Below are 23,067 nucleotides of genomic sequence, written 5' to 3' on the forward strand. Positions count from 1 at the left end.
TATAATCAAAAAAAATAACCCCGGTTCAATACCGAAGTCATCAAGTTCAAACATTAGCTTTTTTTATTTTAGAAGTTGTTTACTATTAAAAATATATAAATATTTAAGTGTATTTTTGAATAATTAAAAAAATTTTATAAACTAAGAATGCCATAAATGGTGGGACCAAAATAACAAAAAGGCTAAAAATAATTTTTTCATCATAAGACAATGTAGCATCTTTCCATGTATCAATTATTACTATTGGGATGCCTATTGCAAAAGATAAGATAAAAAACCATTTGATAAACAAATTAAACTTCCAATTAGACATGAAACATTCACTCCTATTTTATTATGCATAGGATTTTGAACATTTTTGATAAAAATAACCTCATACTATGTAGTCTAGCATGAGGTTAATCTTCAGTCTGAACAGAGTATATTTAGATGTTTAGATCCATAATGGTTGTAAATCTTGGGCTGATTCTTTTTTCTTTTCGTCTATTCTTTCAATATCCGCCCCAAGACTCTTTAGCTTGCCAACAAGATCAACATAACCACGATCAATGTGATGAAGTCCTGTTACTTCTGTTTCACCTTCGGCAACTAATCCTGCAAGAACTAGAGCTGCCCCTGCTCTAAGATCAGTAGCTTGCACTTTCGCACCCTTTAGTCTAGCATTACCTTCAACGATTGCAGTCCTACCCTCGATTTTAATATTGGCATTCATTCTTTTAAACTCTTCAACATGCATAAAACGATTTTCAAATACTGTCTCAGTTATAATACTCGTACCTTCTGCAGTAAGAAGTAGGGCCATCATCTGAGACTGCAAATCTGTCGGGAATCCCGGGTGTGGAAGTGTTTTGAGATCTACTCCTTTAAGTTGTTTATTCATTTTTACACGGAGACCATTTTCTTCTTCTTGAATATCTACACCCATCTCTTCTAATTTTGCAATGATCGGCTTTAAATGATTAACAATCGCATTTTCAATCAAGATATTGCCACCAGTCATCGCCGAAGCAACCATAAATGTTCCCGCTTCTATTCTGTCAGGAATAACTGAATGGCTAGTAGAAGTAAGTCGCTCTACACCCTGTATCCTTATTGTTCCCGTGCCTGCTCCTCTAACTTTAGCTCCCATTGCGTTTAAAAAGTTAGCAAGATCAACTATTTCTGGTTCTTGAGCAGCGTTTTCAATTGTTGTTGTTCCTTCAGCAAGTGTTGCCGCCATAATGATGTTCTCTGTTGCTCCCACACTTGCATAATCCAAATATATCCGAGTTCCTTGTAATTTGCCATCCACTTTAGCATCTATATAACCTTGGCCAATGTTGATTTTGGCACCTAATGCCTCAAAACCTTTAAGATGCAGATCTATAGGACGACTTCCAATTGCACACCCACCAGGCAAAGCTATTCTAGCATGGCCTTCTCTTGCTAATAATGGTCCCATAACCAAGAAGGACGCCCGCATTTTACGAACTAAATCGTAAGGTGCTTCAGTTTTTAAAATCTCCGGTGCTCTTGTTCTTACAGTGTCATTTTCATAGTGAGTTTTTACCCCAATAAACGATAATACTTCTAAAATGGTGTTGACATCATCTAAGGCTGGGACATCTGTAATAATACTTTCCCCTTCTTGCCCTAGAATTGATGCAGCAAGTATTGGTAGTACAGCATTTTTCGCGCCATGGATCTTAACACTACCAATCAATTGCTTTCCACCGCGGACGATAATTTTTTCCAAAGTCCTTCCCTCCGCGTATCTTGATTTTTATTCCCATGATTATTAATATTCAATCGTTATTATAGGCGTTCCCATCGTTATAATAGTTTTTTGCTGAAGATTACTAACATGGGTTGCAATCTGAATATTCATCTTTTTGTCGCCTGTCCAAATCGAATTTGTAATCTTAGGCGAATAAGCAGAAATACTTTTAACCAAATCTGTATCCAATTTTTCAATTTCCTTTGCTTCTAAAGATGCCAGTAATTCTTCAATTAGGACAAACTGGTCTACATTACTAAGTTTATCATCTATATTTCCTTGGACACAAGAGTTAATTTTAGGATATAGATTATTTTCATCAAGAATTTTTTCGAGCAAATTATAATATTTTAGCAGATCATCTGTCGAACTATTTCCTTTTAAATGGAAAAGCAGATATAAGTCGTTACTCTGTTGACTATACTTTTTAATTTGCAATTCGACTTCCGTTCCGTCTCCCCAAGTACCTTTACTTGAATAAACTTTTTGTGCCCCAATTATAATAAGTTCTTTGGCCACCGGAAGCTTAAATGAGCTGCTAAGTCTATTTCCGATTTGTAGTAGTTGTTGGTCATCTTCATATTTACCATATGGAATACCAAAATTCAGCCAGTATGTATCCATTTTGGCACCTGTTTTATTAAAAGCTTTAATTAAATATTCTACATCCTGCCCGCCATTACCTTTAACGGTAATACCTAAACTAAAAAATAAGGCAAATAATAATACCACAGCGATTATAACTTTGTTTTTCATTTTATAATTCTCCTCTCTGTTCCTTCTATATTAAAAATTCTTTCTTTTTGTTAATCATTGTTCACAGATTTAAATTGAGTTATACCTTAATTCTTACACATATCCAAATACGACTTATTTTTTTAATTTAGGGGAGGAGACAAAAAAAAACACCAGCATTTTAAGCTGGTATTTCAGAAATACACTTATCAAAAGAGATTTTTTAAATTATAGGACCATCCAAGATAGTTGATCAAAAATTGTGCTAATTGATAACCAATTACGATTGAGAGGATTACTTGTAATGCTTTTGCTCTTGCACCTTTTGGATTTTGGGTAAACAGGTCAAACTTGAAAGCCTGCAAAGCCCACCATGTTACAACTATACTTGCAAGGGATATTGTTATTCCCATTAAACTCGTATATGCGAAATATGATTCCATCGCAATCATCCTTATCATTAGTAGTTATTATAGGTATTCTTTATTATATTTTACAATTATTGTGGTTGATTTACTTGTTCAGTTAGCTGTTCCGAACTTTCCCGTAATTCAATTGGTTCGATGTTTCTCACTCTATCCAACAATACTACAAATTCTGCCCTTGATGTATCACGCTTTGCTCTAAATGTTCCATCTTCGTACCCATTTATCCAACCGAATCTCTTAAAGGTATTTATTTCATTATAACCAAAATCTCCAACATTAACATCCTTAAATAATGGCTCAATATCCAATATTACTGGTAGATTAAAAGCTCTAGAAAGGATAATGACCAACTCATCCCTTCGAATAGGTTGATCAGGTCTGAAGGTATTATCTGCATACCCCATCATTATCTTCGCTTGATAAAGTTTAGCTAACACCGGATAGAGTTCGCTTTCTTTGTTGACATCAGTAAAAGGTGATTGATTGCCATCAGGTAATTGTAATACTTTACTGATTGCCAAGGCCACCTCGCCTCTGGTGATGGGTTGGTTCGGTCTGAAAGTGAAATCTTGATAACCTTCAATTATCTTTTCTTCATATAACTTCACGATCGAGTCCTTAGCCCAATGACTATGGATGTCATAAAAATTACCATCTAATTCAATTTGAATTACTTCAAAGTTGTATTTAACGTTTGACTTAGTGGAATAAAACCTCAAATAGTAGGTGCCTTTTTCCATCATGTTATTTCTTTCCCACTTTTTAGTCTCGTTTAGCCAAATCACTTCTAAATCACTATTTAATATAGCTGCTTCAATATCCTCATTTGCTTCAAAATTGATGGTGGTAAAGGTTGGTTCTTCTATTTTAAAGGTGTACCAATCATAATCAGAATTATCGGAGATCACTCCTTTAATTCTTTGATCAGTTAAATCTAACAATTTAGCCATTGAAGAAATATCATTTGGTTCATTGGTATCCCCATCTTCCGTTTTAAAACCTAATTCTAGATAATACTCACCATTGACGGCATAATTGTTATAATCTGTTATTCTAATATAGTAATCACCTGGGGTTATATTAATATATCCGAACTCTTCTCTACCAGAACCTTGGTAATCAAATTCTTGTCCAATACCTCCTACTGGTTGCAAAAATAACACTGGGTCTAATCGTAAAGTATCTACGGAAACCGTGACAGATAAGGTACCCTTTTTATTTAAATGGATTTTAAACCAATCCTGATCATAATCTTCATTTAATGTACCTGTAATTGGAGTATTAATGTTATCAATTACATAAGCTTCCCAAGGTTTATCATTTTCTTCAAAAGGGTCGTCATAAATCTTGAATTGATTACTTATGGTGTATTTAATTGATTTAACCTCTGTCTGTAATTGTTCAGGCGCAAACTGAATTTTTATATAGTAGTCTCCCTTTGGAAGATCGAAATCTAATGTTTGCTCTCCCCTTATTTGATAGACCATTTTGTCCGTATTATCTTGTTCTGATGAAGTATTTTCTTCTGTTTGTTCTTCTCCACTTTGAAAAGTTTGTTCTTCTTCATTTTGAGATGTTTGTTCTTGATCGCTTTCAGAATTTATACCATCTTCATCTTGAGAAGATTCCTCCTGTTCAGGCTGAGTGGGTGCTTCTTCTAGATCTAGTTCTTGCTCTTGCTCATTTTGTTGCTCTGTAACTTCTGGGACAACTTGGTCAGAAGGTATGATTTCAAGTAACACCCCATATTCTAGAAGTTGATCTAAACCTAGAGAAATCCTAAACTTTCCATCATAGGGTAATTGAAAATAATACCAGTCAATATCTTCTTCTGTAAGTTGGGCATTAAATCTATCTCCTAAAGGAAAAATATGAGCGGTTTGGATCGTTTGATTAGGTTCATATCCATCTATTAAAGTATCCAAAGGCATTGATAGGGCTTTGTTTACATTAATTCTTCCGTATCCTGTTTTTATATCCCAGCCAGGTTCTTCTACATCATCAGCAGAAAATCTAATTATATCTGCTACTTCCCTTGGAGTTAATTCAGGATACTTTTGTAAAATCAATGCTGCTAAGCCAGCTACTTGAGGAGCAGCCATGGAAGTTCCAGAATTGGAGGTGTAACCTCCACCTAATTTGGTAGTAAATATTCCTTCCCCTGGGGCAACAACATCTAACTGTTGCCCATAGTTAGAATAATTGGCATAGTTATCTGTGCTATCCACTGCCCCAACCGATATTACATTGGAAAAAGCTGAAGGATAATTTAGCCTATTTCCTTCATTACCTGAAGCTGCTATAACTAAAACACCCTTTGATTCGGCATAATCAACAGCTTCTTTCATCAAAGGTGTATAACTAGATTCTCCTAAGGAAAGAAGGATGACCTTCGCTCCATTATCCACCGCATAGCGGATACCCAATCCAACAAAGAAGGGATCACCTTCTCCTTTATGATCTAGGACCTTAATTGGCATTATCTTAGTGTTATTAGCCATACCACTTATGCCAATTCCATTATTACTTATCGCCGCTATAATTCCAGCCAGGTTAGTTCCATGTCCGTTATCATCTTGAGGTGGTTCATCCTTATTTAATAGGTTTATCCCTTCAACTATATTATCCTTTAAATCTGGATGGGTTAAATCTATCCCCGTATCTAAAATAGCAATGATAATTTCATTTGCAGATGTCGTATCTGTTTCGAATATGCCCTCAGCTTTAATTTGTTGTAGATAATATTGATCTTCAAAATAGGTATCATTAGGTGTTTGGGCAATACGAACTTTATAGCCTACCTTAGGGTAGGACATCACTTGGTCGTTCTGTAAATATTTGTTTTCTACTAGCATCCCTATACTAGTCAATATAATGGTTATAACCATAATAGCTATGATTTTATTTAATAGCTTAGTCACTTTAATCCTCTCCAAAGCATCTATTAGAATGCGCTAGTTAAGGTCTGATACTTAGAAATATCTTATCATATTAAGGATAAAAAATCGTTATCTTTTCTCCATCATCCATGATAATAATTTGTGGAAATAATTCCTTTATTTTCGTTGTTTCTAAATAGGTGCTCCCATTTATTATTGTTGTATCAGGGTTACTATCTGTCTGTAGTTTAAGGGTTTCATCTTCAAACTTAATAACTATTTCTCTTAATTTTGGATCCCAATTAATTTCGCCACCAATATACTCGATTAATTTTCTCAAAGATATAAGGTTTTTATCTGCTACTTTAATCCACTCTTGTCCCAACGTAGGTCTGAATTGCTTATCTTCGGTCAAACTTAATATTGCTGTCGACAATTGTAAGTCAGGTTGTAGCACTTCAATATCTGGTTTTACCCCAATTCCGTTCATTTTATTTTTATTAGGTGTAAAGTATTCATTGACTGTCAACTTGAGATATCCCCCGTTTTCTAACGGTACTAGCGTTTGTACTGTCCCTTTTCCAAATGACCTTTCACCTATAATAATCCCTTTTTTGTAATCTTGTAGCGCTCCGGCCAAAATTTCTGCTGCACTTGCTGATCCTTTATTGATTAACACCACCATTGGTAAATCCCATGAATTTCCGTTTTCAATACCCAATTCTCTCTCTTTTTGACTTTTATCTTGTACATAAACAATAGGACCTTTTTCTATAAAATTCTTTGCAATCTCCAATACAGAATCCAAGTAACCGCCTGGATTTCCCCGTAAGTCTAAAATTAGCTTCTTCATCCCACTGTCTCTTAACTGCTGGAGATGCGTTTTGAATTTCTCCGGAGATTGATTACCGAAAGTATATAATTTCAGATAACCTATGTCATCTGTTAACATTTTAGATTCAACGATAGGAAGAGAAATTTTTGCCCGTTCGACCTCAAAAGTAATAAGCTGCTGCTCCCGCTTGATTGTTAACTTTACAAGCGTACCTTCCTGTCCCCTAATAAGATCTGCTGCTTCCTCAATACTCTTACCTGCTAATTCGGTATTATCGACAGCGATAATTATATCGCCAGACTTAATTCCCACCTTATCAGCTGGTGAATTTGGTATTGGAGCTTGTACCAAGATAACTCCGTTCTTTTCTTCAACATATATTCCAATGCCGGTAAAGTTCCCATCTAAGTCATCTTTGAACGAATTAAATTCTTCATTAGTAAAGAAAGTAGTGTAATCATCTCCAGTAACTTCTAACATTCCTTTAATCGCACCTTGTGCCAGAGCATCTGGATCAATATTGTTTATATGATATTCTGAAATAAGTTCATATACTTCTTTTATCATATCTAATTGTTTCTGAAATTGACTAGTTGCTTGGGTGATACTTGTAACATAAGAGAAAATCACCACTGTTAAGATGACGATGATTGCAGTATTTTTATAGCCCGTCCATTTCTTCATCTGTATTCCTCCCTATCCCTTATAAAGTTACCTTTTCGACATATCTGGGAGATTTCCTTTTTTCTTGAGGGACTAAGTATGTTGTATTTTGTATAAGTGCGACTTTTGGGAGTGTAACGGACAAGGTGAGCACGTTACAAAATACAACTTCTGACTTATATAAAAATATAAAAGCCCACTAAAAGGTGTGACCCTTTAGTGGACCATTTTAGGACTACATCATTTATTTATCTTTGGAATCCAACTGTGAATAAATCAGCTAAATTGAAATTCTGATAGATGAAATCCAATAAGGTATTTGGGAAAATACCAAGTAACAATACTCCCAAGAATGCTAACAAAATTACAAATTGCAAACTGTTTGAAACTCTCAATTTTGCTTCGGTACGTCCTGGACGCATATACATTTGTCTAATGATATTAAAGTAATAGAAATATGAAATTACACTTGTTACAACCATGATACCTGCTAACCAGTATGATTTTACAGTAATTGCACTAACGAAGATGTTAAACTTCGCAATGAATCCTGCAGATACTGGTAAACCTGCTAAAGAAATTAGGAAGAAAGACATTGCTACTCCTAATAATGGATTGCGATGATATAATCCTCTAAATGAGGTAATATCCTCAGTGTCAGCATCACGATTAACTATTGTAACAACAGTAAATACTCCTAAGTTCATGATTAAGTAAACCACAAGATAGAAAATCATATTAGAAATATCTATCGACATTGTCAAAGGACTTTTCATTGAAGCAAGTGGTATTAAAATGTAACCAGCATGAGCAACACTAGATAATGCTAATAATCTTTTCGCATTTGATTGGAAAATAGCCATAGTGTTACCAATAATCATTGTTAAAGCTGCTATTATCGCTAAATATGTTGTTGCTTCAAAGAAGAAGAACTCAGTTTGTGATGGATCTGCGAAATTATATTCGGTCACAATCGGTACAAAGATTGTAACTAAAATTCTTATAATAATCGCAAAACCTGCTGCCTTTGAGATTACCGCTAAAAAGGCAGTAACTGGAGTTGGTGCTCCTTCATATACATCTGGTGCCCACATATAAGAAGGAACAGCAGCAATCTTATAACTTAATCCTACTAGGATCATAAAGAATCCAAGATAAACATAGAAGTCAAAACCGTTTGTAAATGCTTCTGGTAAACGCTCAGAAATCACTAATAGGTTTGTGGATCCAGTTAATCCATAGATAAACGATACCCCATATAAAAATACTGTTGAAGAAATTAACCCTGTGATAATGTACTTAAAAGCCGCTTCATTAGACTTAAGGTTTTTCTTCCTAATTCCTACCATTATATAGGATGAGAAACTTAATAACTCTAATCCAATATATAACGTAATAATATCAGCCGAAGAAGCCATAATCATAGCTCCAACAAGAGCCGTTAAAAGGAGGTAATAAAATTCTCCATCATGTGGTATTTCTTCCTTATCAATATAGTTAATTGACATAATAAATACTATACCTGTTCCGACTAGGAAGATTAGTTTAAAGAGACTCCCGAAACTATCTACTCGATATGAGTTCTCTAATAAATATTCAACAGGTGATCCTAATTGTTGTAATGTGAAGTAGATAGCAATTACAATCCCAACAATACTTACCCAGCCAAATATTTTACGATCTCCTTTATCAGACATGACTAGATCGGCTATTGTAATGACCGCTGCCAATATAATTATTGTAAGTTCCGGAGCGAGTAGCCCCCAATTTAACTCTAATAGATTCATCCGGCCTACCCTCCTATCCTAGTCAAAAACAATTGTAAAGTCGCTTGTATTGGTTCGCTGAGTATAGCTGGATATACCCCGACTAAAATAACAAATCCAACTAAAACAACCATTGGTATCATCTCAACTGAGCGTGCATCGCTAACATGTGTTAGCTTCTCAGCAGTTGGTCCGTAAGTTACGTTAAGAACTGAACGTAATAGATAAACGGTAGTTAAAACTACACCAAGCGTTGATATTGCAGCTAGGATTGGTCTGTTTTCAAATAATCCTAAGAATGTTAGGAATTCGCTGATAAACCCTGACATACCTGGTAATCCTAGGGAAGCCAACGCTCCTGTTAATAAAATACCACTTGTAAATGGCATTGTTTTGGCCATGCCACCCAACTCTGAAAACTTCGTTGTATGAACTCTGTTGTACATAACTCCTACGATGTAGAAGAATAGGGAAGCTAACAATCCATGAGAAACGATTTGGAAAACAGCACCTTGGAATCCAAATGAATTCATTGCACCTAATCCCAAGATAATGATTCCCACGTGACTGATACTTGAGTATACAACAACCATTTTCATATCTTCTTGAACAAATGCTAAGATACCACCATAGAATAAGTTGATTATTCCCAAAATAATTAACAATGTTGAAAAGGTTTCAGTTATTTCTGGGAAAAATCCATAATTCATTCTGAAAAGACCATAAGCACCGATTTTTAATAATACCCCAGAAAGGATCATACTCATTGGAGGTGGTGCTTGATAGTGCACTTTTAAAATCCATGAATGGAATGGGAACAATGGTACCTTGATTCCAAATGCAACTAGTAGTGCAAAGAAAACTCCATATTTAATTGCATCACTTACTCCAACGCCTAATAACTCATATGGTGAAGCACTATTATTTAAATTAAAGATTATTGTTTGAATATCAGTTGTAAAGATCGTGGTTCCATTTGCCCCTTCGTAATAACCTGCACTCATCAATAAAACAACGAAGGAAATAAGCAAAATTGCTGAACCCAATCCATTATAGAGCAGGAATGTAAATGCAGCATCTTCCCTCTTATCAAGTCCCCAAATTCCAACTAAGAAGAACATAGTAATTAACGTGATTTCAAAGAAGATAAAGAATAGGAATAGATTTTGTGCTGCAAATACGCCATATAATCCTACTTGCATTAAAAAGAATAAGATGAAGTATTCTTTCCAACGCTTTTTAATCATATTAACTGCTGCAATAGCTGACATACTTGCAACTATTGCTGATAATACGACTAAAGGCATTGATAAACCGTCAACACCAAGACTGTACTTAAATTCAATCATTGCATTATCTGCTAATGGTATTTGTATCCAATCAAAATCTTCAACGAATTGCATACCATTGATAGTTGAATCAAAACTTGAAAACATCACGAAGGACAAAATCAATGGTATAAAAGATACTAGTACCCCAATTAATTTAATTGTGCCAGCCTTGTTGCTTGGGACAAATGCTAACAATAGGACTCCCAATAATGGCGAGAAGGTGATAAGTGTAAGTAATCCGATTGAGTCCATCATCCTAACAACCTCCCTGCCGTCAAGCTAACAAGTAATAGTACTAATCCGATAATCGTAATCAGCCCATAAGCTTGTACTTGACCATTTTGTAATCTCGAACCGATTTTACCAATTGCTTTTGAGAACCATACAGATAATTGTACTAAACCACCAATTACATATTTATCAAAGAACTTTAATACGTATCCAAAAATTGTGTAAGGACGAACAACTACCGTACTATAAAGCTCGTCGATATAATATTTGTTAAATAATAACTTGTGCAATCCTCTTGGTTCTCCAGTTTTAACTTTATTATCACGTCCATACATTAACCACGCTAGAGCAATGCCACCGAAAGCCGCTATGATTGATAAATACATGATCCACTTTGGTCCTTCGACTTCTTCTGCGATAACGCCGTTGTTAGTGATCCACTCTCCAAATCCGAAGAACTCAATGTATCCAGCGAAGATTGCTAATAATGATAAGATTATCATTGGAATAGTCATGTTCTTTGGTGATTCGTGGACATTAGCATTATGACGTGGTTTTCCGCTGAATACTAAGAAGTATAGACGGAACATATAGAAAGCTGTCATAACCGCTGCGATTAACGCCATCCAGAATAATGTAACATGTCCACTTTCGTAAACTGACATTAATATTAAATCCTTTGAGAAGAATCCAGCTAGACCTGGGAATCCTGAAATAGCTAAAGCACCGATTAAAAATACTGCTCTGGTGATTTTCATTTCTTTACCAAGTCCGCCCATCTCTTTGATGTTCTGTGTATGAACTGCATGAATTACACTACCAGCAGTAAGGAATAGTAATGCTTTGAAGAAAGCATGTGTAAATAAATGGAATACTCCAGCAATAAACCCTGCTGATCCAAGTGCTAGCATCATGTATCCTAACTGACTGACAGTTGAATATGCCAATACTCGTTTAATATCATTTTGTACTAAACCGATTGAAGCAGCAAAAATCGCTGTAAAACCTCCGACAGTTGCCACAACGTACATTGCTGTTTCAGATGCTTCAAACAATGGGAATGTACGAGCTACTAAATATACACCGGCAGCAACCATTGTAGCGGCGTGGATCAAAGCTGATACAGGTGTAGGACCTTCCATCGCATCTGGTAACCATGTATGCAATGGAAACTGACCGGATTTACCGATTGCTCCGATAAAGATCAGTATTGCCGTTAATGTAATAAAGCCAGGCTCAACTAATCCTTGTTCTACAGCTTCAAAGACACCAGCGTACTCAAATGTACCTACTTGCCAGAATAACAATGAGATACCGATTAATAGACCCAAGTCACCAATTCTGGTAACTATAAATGCCTTTTTAGCAGCTGACCTTGCTGATGGTTTGAAGTAATAAAAACCGATTAACAAGAAAGAAGCTGCACCAACTAACTCCCAAAAAATAAATGCTTGAAGCAAGTTAGGAGAAATTACAAGACTTAACATTGAAAATGTGAAAAGTGATAAATAGGTATAAAATACTGGGAATCTTTCATCCCCATGCATATATCCCTTTGAATAGATGTGAACCATCAAGCTTACTAATGTTACCACAAATAACATCAATGCATTTAATGGTGTTATTTCAAATCCAACTGTTAATGTTTTGTCACCAATAGTTAACCAATTAAAGTTTTGAATATAATTTTCCGCATCATGACCTAGTCTTTCAAAAAGTATACCAAGTGCCACTATAAATGAGGATAGTAACGACACTATACCAACATATGCTGCACCTTCCTTGAGCTGACGACCAAAAGCGACTAACAGCACGAAGGAGATGAGCGGAAAAAGAGGTACTAACCATGCATTTTCTAACATTTAATCACCATTCCTTCACTATTTTATCGCTTCATAATATTTAGATCAGTAATACTAATGGTCCCTTTATTACGGAAGATCGCAATTAAAATCGCCAGTCCAACAGCTGTTTCCGCTGCCGCCACTGTGATCGTAAAAATCGTAAAAATTTGTCCTGTAATATTTCCATAAAAACCAAATCGAGAGAATGCAATTAAATTGATATTAACCGCATTTAACATCAATTCTATTGATAATAGAACGATAATCCCGCTTTTTTTGTTTAAAACGCCAAACATTCCAATAGAGAACATGATTGCTCCCACTGCTAGATAAGCATTTAAGGGTACCATTACTTATCACTCTCCTTTTTCGCAAGCACGATTGCTCCCATTAATGCAACTAATAAAAGAAGGGAAGCAAGTTCAAAAGGAATGACATGTTTTGTAAACATCGCCATACCAATCTCAATTACATTATCTTCACCAAGATTAGCAGCTTCATTTGGCCAACTTGTAGTACGAATACCATTTAATAAGATAAGACCGATAATAGTAGCTCCTAAAATTGCGAAGATAGTGTGCCCTTTTCTTTTAAGCTTTTTATCTTCTTTGTGTTGAGATGTCATCATTGTTCCTAAGGCCATCATTATCGTAATCGCACCAGCGTAGATTAATATCTGAACAAAAGCTAGGAATTCTGCTTTTAATAGTACAAATAGTCCCGCTACTCCAATGAATGATAACCCAATGGAGAGTACCATGTGAATTACGCGATCAAGATTCAACATCAATACTGCTCCAGATATAGCCATAAGAGCAAAGATGAAGAAAGCGATATATTCTCCAGTCATTAATGATTCGCCTCCCTCACGTTAGTATTATTATTTTCTAGCCATTTTTTATCTTTCAGTAAGTTATCACGGCTGTAACTAGCTAATTCGAATTTATTAGTCATTTTTATCGCCTCAGTAGGACAAACTTCCGTACACAAATCACATAATATACAGATCTCAAAGTTAATTTCGTAAGTGTCAAGTACTCTACCCTTCTTTTCTGGGTCAGGATTTGGTTTTCCTGATAAAGTAATACTATTAGTTGGGCATATCCTTGCACACTGGTTACAAACGATACATTTTTCAGGATCTAGATATTGAATTCCACGAAAACGATTTGGTAGGACATATTCTTCATCTGGATATTGAATAGTCACTTTAGGCTCTTTGAGATACCTAAACGTTAAGCCTAGTCCTTGTAATAAACCTTTTCCCCACACGTTTATTTCACCCCGCTTCTTAGTAAACATTTAAAATTTTAAGCACTGCAGTTAACAATACGTTAAACAAAGCTACTGGGATTAACACTTTCCATGCAAACCCCATCAACTGGTTTGTTTTTACACGTGGGAAGGTAGCGCGCACCCAGAATAGATAGAATACTAGCAACATGAACTTCAGGATGAACCAAATAATTCCTGGAATAAAGTCAAGTCCAAATGGTGCATCCCATCCGCCTAAGAATAATACTGTCATTAAACTTGCCATAGCAAATACATATACATATTCAGTTAAATAATAAAATGCAAAACGGAAACCACTGTACTCAACAAAATACCCAGCTACTAGCTCATTCTCCGCCTCTGGCAAGTCAAACGGTGTACGGTTTAACTCTGCATTTCCCGCGATCAAAAATGTTATGAAACCAATGATTTGTGGGAAGATAAACCAGGTGCTATCCTTTTGTGCTTCAACAATATCAATTAAATTTAGACTTCCAGTCATTATTACTATTCCCAAAAAGGACATGATCAATGGAACTTCGTAACTGATCATTTGTGCTACAGAACGCATTCCACCCATGATAGCATACTTATTGTTTGAAGCCCATCCACCTAACAGAATACCTGTAATTGTTATACTAGATAACGCTGCATAATACAGTATTCCGACATTGACATCCGCAAATTGAATTTTTTCAGAGTATGGAATAACTGCAATAACCGCAAATGCAGGTAAATAAGCGAGCATTGGTCCTATTCGGAATAACGCTTTATCTGCCTTTTCCGGAATGATATCCTCTTTAATCAATAACTTAAAAACGTCTGCTACAGTCTGTAATAGTCCCTTAGGACCAACACGGTTAGGACCATAACGTATTTGAATCCATCCGATAACTTTACGTTCGAAGTAGATGGCATACGTAACGAAGAATAAAACGATACCTAACATGATCACTGCTGCTAGTGAAATGTATAGCAGATTCAACCAAGAAAAAGGTCGCGTTAATAAATCTGCCATTATGCATCAACCTCCCCTAACACGATATCGATAGCCCCCAAGATTGCTGGAAGATCAGCCATTGTGTTTCCAACCAATAGATCTGAGAAGATTTGTAGGTTGATAAAGGAAGGTCTTCTAAAGTGTAAACGATAAGGTTTGTCTTTTCCTTTACTTACAAGGTGTATTCCTAATTCTCCCTTAGAAGTTTCCATCCTAGTGTATACCTCTCCCTCAGGAACTCGAAGAACCCTTGGTAATTTTGCCTGTATTTCACCTTCTGGAATTTGATCAACGGCTTGTTCGATGATCTTAAGTGATTGTTCCATTTCCTTCATGCGTACCATGTATCTGTCAAAAACGTCCCCATTTTCTCCAACTGGGATCTCAAATTCAAAGCGATCATATATGGAATATGGTTGATTTTTACGAATATCAAATTTAACGTTGGAGCCACGTAAATTTGGACCAGATAGTCCGTACTTGATAGCTGTTTCTCCGTCGTAAACAGCTAGATTCTTAACCCTAGCTAGGAAAATTTCATTTCCTGTAACAAGTTGATGATATTCTTTTAACTTTTTACGCATATATGGAATAAAATCACGAACTTTTTCAAGCCATCCTTCTGGAGCGTCCCATTTAACTCCTCCAACTCTCATGTAGTTGAAAGTCATTCGCGCACCAGATATTTCATTTAATAGATCTAAAATAAGTTCACGGTCACGGAACGCAAAAATAAATGGTGTTGTTGCTCCTAGGTCAAGAACCGCTGTACCCCACCATACAAAGTGACTTGCTAAACGACTTAATTCCATGACGATAACTCTTAGGTACTCTGCACGTTCAGGTACTTCAATGTTCATTAATTCTTCAACCGCCTGAACTAGTGCATAGTTATTTAGCATTGAAGATAAATAATCTAAACGATCTGTATATGGGATAATTTGGGTATATGTTAAGCTTTCAGCTATTTTTTCTGTACCTCGATGTAAATATCCAACTACAGGAGTTGCTTCAACGATTTTTTCTCCATCAACTTTTACTACAACACGAAAAACCCCGTGAGTACTAGGATGTTGAGGTCCAATATTAAGCAACATTTCTTCAGTGCGTAATTCCATTACCCCTACACCTCCTCATCATGTGGCACGTAATCTTTCCGTAATGGATGTCCAACCCAATCGTCAGGAAGTAAGATACGACTAATTTCACGTCCAGTAAACCCGATTCCTAATAAGTCGTATGCTTCTCTTTCCTGCCAATCTGCTGCTGGCCAAATATCGATAACAGTGGATACGCTTCCACCGTCCCGTTCTGTCTGAACTTTTACAGCTAAATATTCATCACGTGAGAATGAATAGAAATGATATGCAACTTCCATGTATTTTTCGTAGTCTACCCCAGATAGGTTCATTAGGTAGTTAAATTGCATATTCTCATCATCACGAATTACTAAAGCTACATCATGCCAATATTCTTTATCAATGATTAATGTTGGTCTATGTGAATTAGGTTCGTTGATATATGCTTCTTTTATCGCATTCTCAGATACTTTTTCGGAAATTATCTTTACATAAGTATCTAGAACTGCTTGCTTAGGAGAAGACGCTTTAATTTCATCACTCATTATCTACTAGCACCTTCTTTCCGGTTTTTGCTTCATAGCGGATTTTTTCTTGTAGTTTATTTAATCCATAGATAATTGCCGCAGGGTTTGGCGGGCAACCTGGAATGTAAACATCAACAGGGACAATTTTGTCCACGCCTTTAACTACTGAATAGGAATTAATATACGGACCTCCAGCAGTTGCACAAACACCAATTGCTATTACCCACTTTGGTTCTGGCATTTGGTCATATAGACGTCTTACCAATGGAGCCATTTTCTTTGTTACTGTTCCAGCAACCATCATTACGTCTGCCTGTCTTGGTGAAGCACGGAAAACCCCGGAACCAAATCTATCTAGGTCAAAGTGTGCAGCTCCAGCATCCATCATTTCTATGGCACAGCAGGCTAGACCGAATGTTAAAGGCCATAATGAATTACTACGAGCCCAAGCCTTAACTTGCTCAAAGGAAGTCATTATGACACTTCTTTCTAATTCTTGTTGTTCTTCTGGTGTAATACCTTCTAAGTTTACCATGATAACACCTTCTTCTTCCAAGCGTAAGCAAGGCCAATAATAAGCATGAAAATAAAGATTGTCATTTCAATTAATACAAATACACTGTACTGACTTAACCTCTCAAAGGCAGCTGCCCAAGGGTAAAGGAAAACTGTTTCGACATCAAATACTACGAATAACAACGCAAATAAGTAGTATCTGACATTAAATTGTACCCTAGCGTCTCCTGTTGGAAGAATACCACTTTCATAAGTGACACTCTTTTCTTTAGACGGTTTCTTTGGGCTGATTAACGGACTAACCATCTCGATCGCTGCTACTGGCAGCATAATACCCAACAGTATGAAGATAGTAATGCTAAGGTAACTGTTGCTATAAATGTAGTCCATGAACACTTCCCCTCCATTTGATGATATTTTGGAACACAATGCTAGAATATATCCAAATCTAACTATGTATCCCAATGGATTAAATTTTGTTCACTAATCCGCACCATTTTGTCAACTGCGTATTTTTGAACAAAATGTGACTTCCCATATTATATAATACTAAATATTCATTTTTTTTCATAGGCGTTTTATCATTTATTTTGTGTATTTTATCACATAACTTTTACTATAAAAAAATCTTAAAGTATTGTATTTTGTATGAGTGCGACTTTTGGGAGTGAAACGGACAAGGTGAGCACGTTACAAAATACAATTTTTAAAAACGGATGAAAAAAAAGCTGATCAAAACATCAATTTAGCGATGTTTTGAATCAGCCTCCCCATTCTTATCGTCTCTCAGCGACCCTAATACGATTTAGTGCACGCTGCAATGCTAATTGAGCACGTTTGAAGTCATATTCTTCAGCACCACTATTAGATAAGCGTTGCTCGGCTCTTTCTTTTGCAGCTAAGGCACGATTAATATCTATTTCTTCTGGTAACTCTGCTGTTTCAGCCAAAATTACAGCCTTATCTGAACTAACTTCTAAAAATCCACCGCTTATGGCGATAAGTTGTTCTTTACCGTCCTTCTTAATCCGTACAGCAGAAATTACAAGTGGAGTTACTAAAGGAGCGTGTTTTGGTAAAATTCCAAGTTCCCCTAACTCTCCTTTAACAATTATCATATCAACGTCTTCACTGTATACTTTACGTTCCGGTGTAACGATCTCTAATCGAATCGTACTCATCTAAACATCCTTCCCTTCTTCAGGGGTCAACTTACATTTTTTTAGCTTTTTCCACAGCTTCATCAATTGTACCTACATAAAGGAAAGCTGCTTCAGGTAAATCATCATGTTTACCTTCTAAAATTTCTTTGAATCCACGAACAGTTTCTTTTACAGGAACGTATTTTCCAGGGAATCCTGTAAATTGCTCTGCAACGTGGAATGGTTGTGATAAGAAACGTTGAATCTTACGAGCACGTGCTACTGTTAATTTATCTTCTTCAGATAATTCGTCCATTCCTAAGATAGCGATGATATCTTGTAATTCTTTATAACGTTGTAATATTCTTTGTACTTCACGTGCTACTTGATAGTGTTCTTCCCCAACAATTGCTGGTGAAAGGATACGTGATGTTGATGCTAATGGGTCCACTGCTGGATAGATACCTAACTCTGCAATTTTACGATCAAGGTTAGTTGTTGCGTCTAAGTGAGCAAATGTTGTCGCTGGTGCAGGGTCAGTATAGTCGTCAGCAGGAACGTAAATAGCTTGGATCGATGTAACTGAACCATTTTTAGTTGAGGTAATACGTTCTTGTAGTTGTCCCATCTCTGTAGCAAGGGTTGGTTGATAACCAACGGCAGATGGCATACGTCCTAATAACGCTGATACCTCAGAACCTGCTTGAGTGAAGCGGAAAATGTTATCAATGAACAACAGCACGTCTTGTCCTTGTTTATCACGGAAGTATTCTGCCATTGTTAGTCCTGTTAATGCAACACGTAAACGTGCTCCAGGCGGCTCGTTCATCTGGCCAAATACCATTGATGTTTTGTCAATAACGCCTGAGTCTTTCATTTCATGGTATAAGTCGTTACCTTCACGGGTACGTTCACCAACTCCAGCAAATACAGATAAACCACCATGTTCTTGAGCGATGTTGTTAATAAGTTCTTGAATTAATACAGTTTTACCTACTCCAGCACCACCAAAGAGACCGATTTTTCCTCCCTTAACGTATGGTGCTAATAAGTCAACTACTTTAATACCTGTTTCTAAGATTTCTTCTTGTGTAGATAATTGTTCGAATTCTGGTGCAGGACGGTGAATTGGATGAAATTCTTGAGCTTTAACATCTCCAGCTTCATCGATTGGTTCACCTAGTACATTAAATACGCGACCTAATGTAGCTTCTCCAACTGGAACTGAAATTGGTTTTCCAGTATCTTCGGCTTCCATACCACGCACCAATCCGTCTGTTGACGCCATCGCAATACAACGAACGATGTTGTCTCCAAGATGAGTAGCTGCCTCAACGATTAAGTCAATATCTCTCTCACCTGCAGACTGCGCTTTATGTTTAATGGTAATCGCATTATATATTTCAGGTAAAGATCCACTTTCAAACTGAATATCTACTACTGGACCCATAACCTGAACAACGCGTCCTTTATTCATCGATGTACCTCCTTACATATTCAAATATTAAGACAAGGCATTGGCTCCAGCGACAATCTCTGAAATCTCCTGTGTAATCGACGCCTGTCTAGCTCGGTTATATGTTAATGTTAATACACTAATCATTTCATCTGCATTATCTGTTGCATTACCCATTGCAGTCATTCGAGCACCGTGTTCACTCGCTTTAGCATTTAACACCGCGCTATATATTAATGTTTCAGCATAACGAGGTAATAAAACATTTAATACACTTTCAGCGGAAGGTTCGAATTCAATCGGTGTAAATGAATCCTGATCTTGTGACTCAAGATCAACTAATGGTAAAAGTTTTTTCTCAGTCGGATTTTGTAAAACTGCACTAATAAATTCGTTGTAAACTAGGTACAGTTCATCAAATATCCCTTCTGCATACATTTTTACTACAGTATTAGCAATGTTTTTGATATCTGCAAAAGTTGGGTTGTCTGATAATCCAACTATCTCACCGATTATTGGGTAATCACGTCGCTTTAAAAAGTCCCGACCTTTACTTCCGATTACAAATATTGCATATTCATCTTGAGACTTATGACGCTGTTTTATAGTCTGCATTAGCTTACGAAGAAGGTTTGCATTGTACCCACCAGCTAGCCCACGATCTGAGGTTATCACTAGGTAACCTGTCTTTTTGACTTCACGAACCTCTAAAAGTGGGTGTTCAATATTTTCAGTTCTTGCCGCAATTGATGTGATAACTTCTTTCATCTTTTCTGCATAAGGACGTGACTCTTCAGCACGCTCTTGGGCACGACGCAATTTTGCCGCTGCCACCATTTTCATGGCTTTGGTGATTTGTTTAGTATTTTGAACACTTTTTATCCGACGCTTAATCTCACGAGTTCCTTGCATTCTTCTTCACCACCTTTACAAAGCACTACCCAGTGCTTTACCTCGAAGAAACAATTATTATTTAGAAACGACAAAAGTTTTCTTGAATTCATCAATTGCCTTAGCTAATTTTTCTTCTGTTTCGCTAGATAAATCCTTTGTTTCACGGATAGTTTCGAAAATATCACTATGATGATTGTCCATATACGTCAATAGCTCTTTCTCAAAACGTTTAACATCACTTACAGGTATATCGTCTAAGAATCCTTTAATTGCAGCAAAAATTGAAGTTACTTGCTTTTCTACAGGCATTGGTTGATATTGATCCTGTTTAAGGATTTCCATCGTACGCTCTCCTCGGATTAGACGAGCTTGAGTAGCTTTATCCAAATCAGATCCGAACTGCGCAAATGCTTGTAATTCACGGTATTGTGCCAAGTCTAGACGTAATGTACCTGCAACCTTTTTCATTGCTTTAATTTGTGCTGATCCACCAACACGTGATACTGATAAACCAACACTCACCGCAGGACGCATTCCTGAATAGAATAGATCTGATTCTAAGAAGATCTGCCCGTCGGTAATGGAAATCACGTTTGTTGGAATATATGCTGATACGTCACCAGCTTGTGTTTCAATAAATGGCAACGCTGTTAGGGAACCTCCTCCTAATTTATCACTTAACTTAGCTGCACGCTCTAATAAACGTGAATGTAAGTAGAAGACGTCACCTGGGAATGCTTCACGTCCTGGAGGTCTACGTAATAACAGTGAAAGTTCACGGTAAGCAGCAGCCTGCTTGGAAAGATCATCATAAATTACTAATACATGCTGCCCTTTATACATGAAATATTCACCCATAGATACACCTGCATATGGAGCAAGGTATAACAATGGTGCTGGGTCAGATGCACTTGCTGTTACCACGATGGTATAATCCATTGCACCGTGTTTACGTAGTGTTTCTACTACACCAGCAACAGTTGATTGTTTTTGTCCAATAGCTACGTAGATACAAATCATATCTTGACCTTTTTGGTTAATGATTGTATCAATCGCAATTGCTGTCTTACCAGTCTGACGGTCACCAATGATCAGCTCACGTTGTCCACGTCCAATTGGTACCATTGAGTCGATAGCTTTAATTCCTGTTTGCATTGGCTCATGAACCGATTTACGATCAATAACACCTGGAGCAGGTGACTCTATCGGACGGTATTCAGTAGTATTGATTGGACCTTTACCATCTAAAGGTTGTCCTAACGGATTAACTACTCGCCCTAAAAGCGCTTCACCTACAGGAACTTCCATGATACGTCCTGTACGCTTAACTTGATCTCCTTCACGAATCTCTGTGTATGGTCCAAGAATAACTGCACCTACGTTGTGCTCCTCAAGGTTTTGAACCATACCCATTACACCATTAGAAAACTCCAATAACTCTCCTGCCATAGCATTTTCCAAGCCATGGATACGAGCAATTCCGTCTCCTAATTGAATAACGGTTCCGACATCAGATACTTCAATCTCAGACTTATATGATTCGATTTGCTTTTTAATTAGCGAGCTGATTTCTTCAGGTCTGATACTCATAATTCCACCCCTATCTTTAAACTCGCGATGCCGTAAGGCTTCTCTTGATTACTTGTAGTTTAGTATTTATACTTCCGTCGTAGATCCTATCACCGATTCTTATAACCATTCCACCAAGAATCGTTGGATCAACACTATTCTTCAAACGAACTTTTTTGCCCATCTTATCACTAAATGATTTAGCAATTTTTTCTGTAGTAGCATCATCTAAAGGTGTTGCTGTAATCGCTACTACGTCAACAATTCCCCTTACTTCATTAGCTAATTTCACATAATGATATAAAATTTCTTCTAATACCTCTACACGATTTCTATCGATCAATTGATAAAATAGGTTTTGAGCGATCTCTGAAATGTTATTTTTAAAAGCAGAATCAATTATATCCTTTTTAACATTTCCACTGATCTGTGGATTTCTTAAGAAGGTCATAAAATCTTCTGTCTCTCTGGAGATTTTTACAATAAGTTGTAGATCTTGTTCTACTTGGTCAAGTAGACCCTTATCTTTGGCAACTTCAAATAACGCCTTTGCATAACGTTTTGCAACTAAACCTTCCATCATAGGCTTTCCCCTACTTGTTTCATGACGTCATCAATCAACTTAGATTGTTCTTTGACATCTAGTTCCTTTTCTATCATTTTAGAAGCAATTAATACAGACAAGGTTCCTACTTGTTCACGTAACGCTGCTACTGCCTTTTCCTTTTCAAGCTGAATCTCCATAACAGCTTGTTCTTTGATGCGTGTTGCTTCAGCCTTAGCTGTCTCAATAATCTCTTCAGCTTGCTTTTCACTTGAAACCTTTGCACGCTCAATAATATCTTGAGCTTCTAAACGAGATTTTTGTAAAGCTTCGTTTTGTTCTTCAAGTAATCTTTCAGCTTCTTTACGATTTGCTTCAGCACTATTAATTTGGTCTTCAATCTGTTTTTGACGCTTTTCCATAACATCAACTAATGGGCCAAAAGCGTACTTTTTTAAGATAATAAATAATAAAGCAAAAGCAAGAATTTGAAAAAAGAAATTACCCAAATTTAATTCCACACCGTTCACTCCCTTCTTGCTAAAAGACAAAAGGAAGGCAGGGGATGTCCCTATTCCCCCCCTGCCAGGCTTATCT

The 23,067-nt window shown here is 36.6% G+C and carries 23 protein-coding genes; all 23 read right to left on the reverse strand.

Annotated elements, in window-relative coordinates:
• Window positions 1-103 precede the first annotated feature (103 nt).
• Window positions 104-313, reverse strand: coding sequence for a hypothetical protein (locus BHF71_RS03565; RefSeq protein ID WP_069656299.1), 210 nt, complete (start codon window positions 311-313; stop codon window positions 104-106).
• Between the two features lie 120 nt (window positions 314-433).
• The gene (gene murA / locus BHF71_RS03570; RefSeq protein ID WP_069656300.1) at window positions 434-1,735 is read right to left on the reverse strand and encodes a UDP-N-acetylglucosamine 1-carboxyvinyltransferase; all 1,302 of its coding nucleotides are present in this window, start codon (window positions 1,733-1,735) and stop codon (window positions 434-436) included.
• A 42-nt stretch (window positions 1,736-1,777) separates the two neighbouring features.
• Complete coding sequence (locus tag BHF71_RS03575; RefSeq protein ID WP_069656301.1) at window positions 1,778-2,512, reverse strand: YwmB family TATA-box binding protein; 735 nt, start codon at window positions 2,510-2,512, stop codon at window positions 1,778-1,780.
• 188 nt (window positions 2,513-2,700) lie between these two features.
• Entirely contained in the window at window positions 2,701-2,934 is a 234-nt protein-coding gene (locus tag BHF71_RS03580) for a DUF1146 family protein (protein ID WP_069656302.1), read from the reverse strand.
• 56 nt (window positions 2,935-2,990) lie between these two features.
• Window positions 2,991-5,840 (reverse strand): S8 family peptidase, encoded by a 2,850-nt coding sequence (locus tag BHF71_RS03585; protein ID WP_069656303.1) that lies wholly within the window; start codon window positions 5,838-5,840, stop codon window positions 2,991-2,993.
• A gap of 70 nt (window positions 5,841-5,910) precedes the next feature.
• Complete coding sequence (locus BHF71_RS03590; protein ID WP_069656304.1) at window positions 5,911-7,317, reverse strand: S41 family peptidase; 1,407 nt, start codon at window positions 7,315-7,317, stop codon at window positions 5,911-5,913.
• A gap of 227 nt (window positions 7,318-7,544) precedes the next feature.
• Window positions 7,545-9,083 carry an NADH-quinone oxidoreductase subunit N gene (locus BHF71_RS03595; RefSeq protein ID WP_069656305.1) on the reverse strand — a complete coding sequence of 513 codons (1,539 nt, stop codon included), beginning with the start codon at window positions 9,081-9,083 and terminating at the stop codon, window positions 7,545-7,547.
• A gap of 5 nt (window positions 9,084-9,088) precedes the next feature.
• Entirely contained in the window at window positions 9,089-10,648 is a 1,560-nt protein-coding gene (locus tag BHF71_RS03600; RefSeq protein WP_069656306.1) for a complex I subunit 4 family protein, read from the reverse strand.
• Window positions 10,645-12,486, reverse strand: coding sequence for an NADH-quinone oxidoreductase subunit L (gene nuoL / locus BHF71_RS03605; RefSeq protein WP_069656307.1), 1,842 nt, complete (start codon window positions 12,484-12,486; stop codon window positions 10,645-10,647). The genes BHF71_RS03600 and nuoL overlap by 4 nt, the downstream gene beginning before the upstream one ends.
• A gap of 23 nt (window positions 12,487-12,509) precedes the next feature.
• Entirely contained in the window at window positions 12,510-12,818 is a 309-nt protein-coding gene (nuoK, locus tag BHF71_RS03610; RefSeq protein WP_069656308.1) for an NADH-quinone oxidoreductase subunit NuoK, read from the reverse strand.
• Entirely contained in the window at window positions 12,818-13,318 is a 501-nt protein-coding gene (locus BHF71_RS03615) for an NADH-quinone oxidoreductase subunit J (protein ID WP_069656309.1), read from the reverse strand. Before BHF71_RS03615 ends, nuoK begins: the two co-directional genes overlap by 1 nt.
• Entirely contained in the window at window positions 13,318-13,770 is a 453-nt protein-coding gene (gene nuoI, locus BHF71_RS03620; protein WP_069656310.1) for an NADH-quinone oxidoreductase subunit NuoI, read from the reverse strand. Before nuoI ends, BHF71_RS03615 begins: the two co-directional genes overlap by 1 nt.
• Window positions 13,760-14,764 carry an NADH-quinone oxidoreductase subunit NuoH gene (gene nuoH, locus BHF71_RS03625; protein ID WP_425425377.1) on the reverse strand — a complete coding sequence of 335 codons (1,005 nt, stop codon included), beginning with the start codon at window positions 14,762-14,764 and terminating at the stop codon, window positions 13,760-13,762. Before nuoH ends, nuoI begins: the two co-directional genes overlap by 11 nt.
• The gene (locus tag BHF71_RS03630; RefSeq protein ID WP_069656312.1) at window positions 14,761-15,861 is read right to left on the reverse strand and encodes an NADH-quinone oxidoreductase subunit D; all 1,101 of its coding nucleotides are present in this window, start codon (window positions 15,859-15,861) and stop codon (window positions 14,761-14,763) included. Before BHF71_RS03630 ends, nuoH begins: the two co-directional genes overlap by 4 nt.
• A gap of 5 nt (window positions 15,862-15,866) precedes the next feature.
• Window positions 15,867-16,367, reverse strand: coding sequence for an NADH-quinone oxidoreductase subunit C (locus BHF71_RS03635; protein ID WP_069656313.1), 501 nt, complete (start codon window positions 16,365-16,367; stop codon window positions 15,867-15,869).
• On the reverse strand, window positions 16,360-16,884 hold the full coding sequence (locus BHF71_RS03640) for a NuoB/complex I 20 kDa subunit family protein (protein WP_425425374.1): 525 nt from the start codon (window positions 16,882-16,884) through the stop codon (window positions 16,360-16,362). Before BHF71_RS03640 ends, BHF71_RS03635 begins: the two co-directional genes overlap by 8 nt.
• Window positions 16,878-17,255: an NADH-quinone oxidoreductase subunit A gene (locus BHF71_RS03645; RefSeq protein ID WP_069656314.1), complete on the reverse strand. Its 378-nt coding sequence runs from the start codon at window positions 17,253-17,255 to the stop codon at window positions 16,878-16,880. The genes BHF71_RS03640 and BHF71_RS03645 overlap by 7 nt, the downstream gene beginning before the upstream one ends.
• A gap of 386 nt (window positions 17,256-17,641) precedes the next feature.
• Window positions 17,642-18,046 (reverse strand): F0F1 ATP synthase subunit epsilon, encoded by a 405-nt coding sequence (locus tag BHF71_RS03650; protein ID WP_069656315.1) that lies wholly within the window; start codon window positions 18,044-18,046, stop codon window positions 17,642-17,644.
• A gap of 31 nt (window positions 18,047-18,077) precedes the next feature.
• Entirely contained in the window at window positions 18,078-19,484 is a 1,407-nt protein-coding gene (gene atpD / locus BHF71_RS03655; protein WP_069656316.1) for a F0F1 ATP synthase subunit beta, read from the reverse strand.
• 27 nt (window positions 19,485-19,511) lie between these two features.
• Window positions 19,512-20,375 carry an ATP synthase F1 subunit gamma gene (gene atpG, locus BHF71_RS03660; RefSeq protein WP_069656317.1) on the reverse strand — a complete coding sequence of 288 codons (864 nt, stop codon included), beginning with the start codon at window positions 20,373-20,375 and terminating at the stop codon, window positions 19,512-19,514.
• A 57-nt stretch (window positions 20,376-20,432) separates the two neighbouring features.
• Entirely contained in the window at window positions 20,433-21,947 is a 1,515-nt protein-coding gene (gene atpA / locus BHF71_RS03665; protein ID WP_069656318.1) for a F0F1 ATP synthase subunit alpha, read from the reverse strand.
• Between the two features lie 16 nt (window positions 21,948-21,963).
• Complete coding sequence (locus BHF71_RS03670) at window positions 21,964-22,509, reverse strand: F0F1 ATP synthase subunit delta (RefSeq protein ID WP_084024184.1); 546 nt, start codon at window positions 22,507-22,509, stop codon at window positions 21,964-21,966.
• A complete protein-coding gene (gene atpF / locus BHF71_RS03675; protein ID WP_069656319.1) occupies window positions 22,506-22,991 on the reverse strand; it encodes a F0F1 ATP synthase subunit B in 486 nt (161 codons plus the stop codon). Before atpF ends, BHF71_RS03670 begins: the two co-directional genes overlap by 4 nt.
• Between the last annotated feature and the right edge of the window lie 76 nt (window positions 22,992-23,067).

This window comes from Vulcanibacillus modesticaldus (genome assembly GCF_001730235.1).
Lineage (GTDB): Bacteria > Bacillota > Bacilli > Tepidibacillales > Tepidibacillaceae > Vulcanibacillus > Vulcanibacillus modesticaldus.

Coding starts and splice junctions, on each gene's coding strand:
- BHF71_RS03565 (WP_069656299.1), bottom strand. CDS start 313: ATGTCTAATTGGAAGTTTAATTTGTTTATCAAATGGTTTTTTATCTTA.
- BHF71_RS03575 (WP_069656301.1), bottom strand. CDS start 2,512: ATGAAAAACAAAGTTATAATCGCTGTGGTATTATTATTTGCCTTATTT.
- BHF71_RS03580 (WP_069656302.1), bottom strand. CDS start 2,934: ATGGAATCATATTTCGCATATACGAGTTTAATGGGAATAACAATATCC.
- BHF71_RS03590 (WP_069656304.1), bottom strand. CDS start 7,317: ATGAAGAAATGGACGGGCTATAAAAATACTGCAATCATCGTCATCTTA.
- BHF71_RS03595 (WP_069656305.1), bottom strand. CDS start 9,083: ATGAATCTATTAGAGTTAAATTGGGGGCTACTCGCTCCGGAACTTACA.
- BHF71_RS03600 (WP_069656306.1), bottom strand. CDS start 10,648: ATGATGGACTCAATCGGATTACTTACACTTATCACCTTCTCGCCATTA.
- nuoL (WP_069656307.1), bottom strand. CDS start 12,486: ATGTTAGAAAATGCATGGTTAGTACCTCTTTTTCCGCTCATCTCCTTC.
- nuoK (WP_069656308.1), bottom strand. CDS start 12,818: ATGGTACCCTTAAATGCTTATCTAGCAGTGGGAGCAATCATGTTCTCT.
- BHF71_RS03615 (WP_069656309.1), bottom strand. CDS start 13,318: ATGACTGGAGAATATATCGCTTTCTTCATCTTTGCTCTTATGGCTATA.
- nuoI (WP_069656310.1), bottom strand. CDS start 13,770: ATGTTTACTAAGAAGCGGGGTGAAATAAACGTGTGGGGAAAAGGTTTA.
- BHF71_RS03630 (WP_069656312.1), bottom strand. CDS start 15,861: ATGGAATTACGCACTGAAGAAATGTTGCTTAATATTGGACCTCAACAT.
- BHF71_RS03635 (WP_069656313.1), bottom strand. CDS start 16,367: ATGAGTGATGAAATTAAAGCGTCTTCTCCTAAGCAAGCAGTTCTAGAT.
- BHF71_RS03640 (WP_425425374.1), bottom strand. CDS start 16,884: ATGGTAAACTTAGAAGGTATTACACCAGAAGAACAACAAGAATTAGAA.
- BHF71_RS03645 (WP_069656314.1), bottom strand. CDS start 17,255: ATGGACTACATTTATAGCAACAGTTACCTTAGCATTACTATCTTCATA.
- BHF71_RS03650 (WP_069656315.1), bottom strand. CDS start 18,046: ATGAGTACGATTCGATTAGAGATCGTTACACCGGAACGTAAAGTATAC.
- atpD (WP_069656316.1), bottom strand. CDS start 19,484: ATGAATAAAGGACGCGTTGTTCAGGTTATGGGTCCAGTAGTAGATATT.
- atpG (WP_069656317.1), bottom strand. CDS start 20,375: ATGCAAGGAACTCGTGAGATTAAGCGTCGGATAAAAAGTGTTCAAAAT.
- atpA (WP_069656318.1), bottom strand. CDS start 21,947: ATGAGTATCAGACCTGAAGAAATCAGCTCGCTAATTAAAAAGCAAATC.
- BHF71_RS03670 (WP_084024184.1), bottom strand. CDS start 22,509: ATGATGGAAGGTTTAGTTGCAAAACGTTATGCAAAGGCGTTATTTGAA.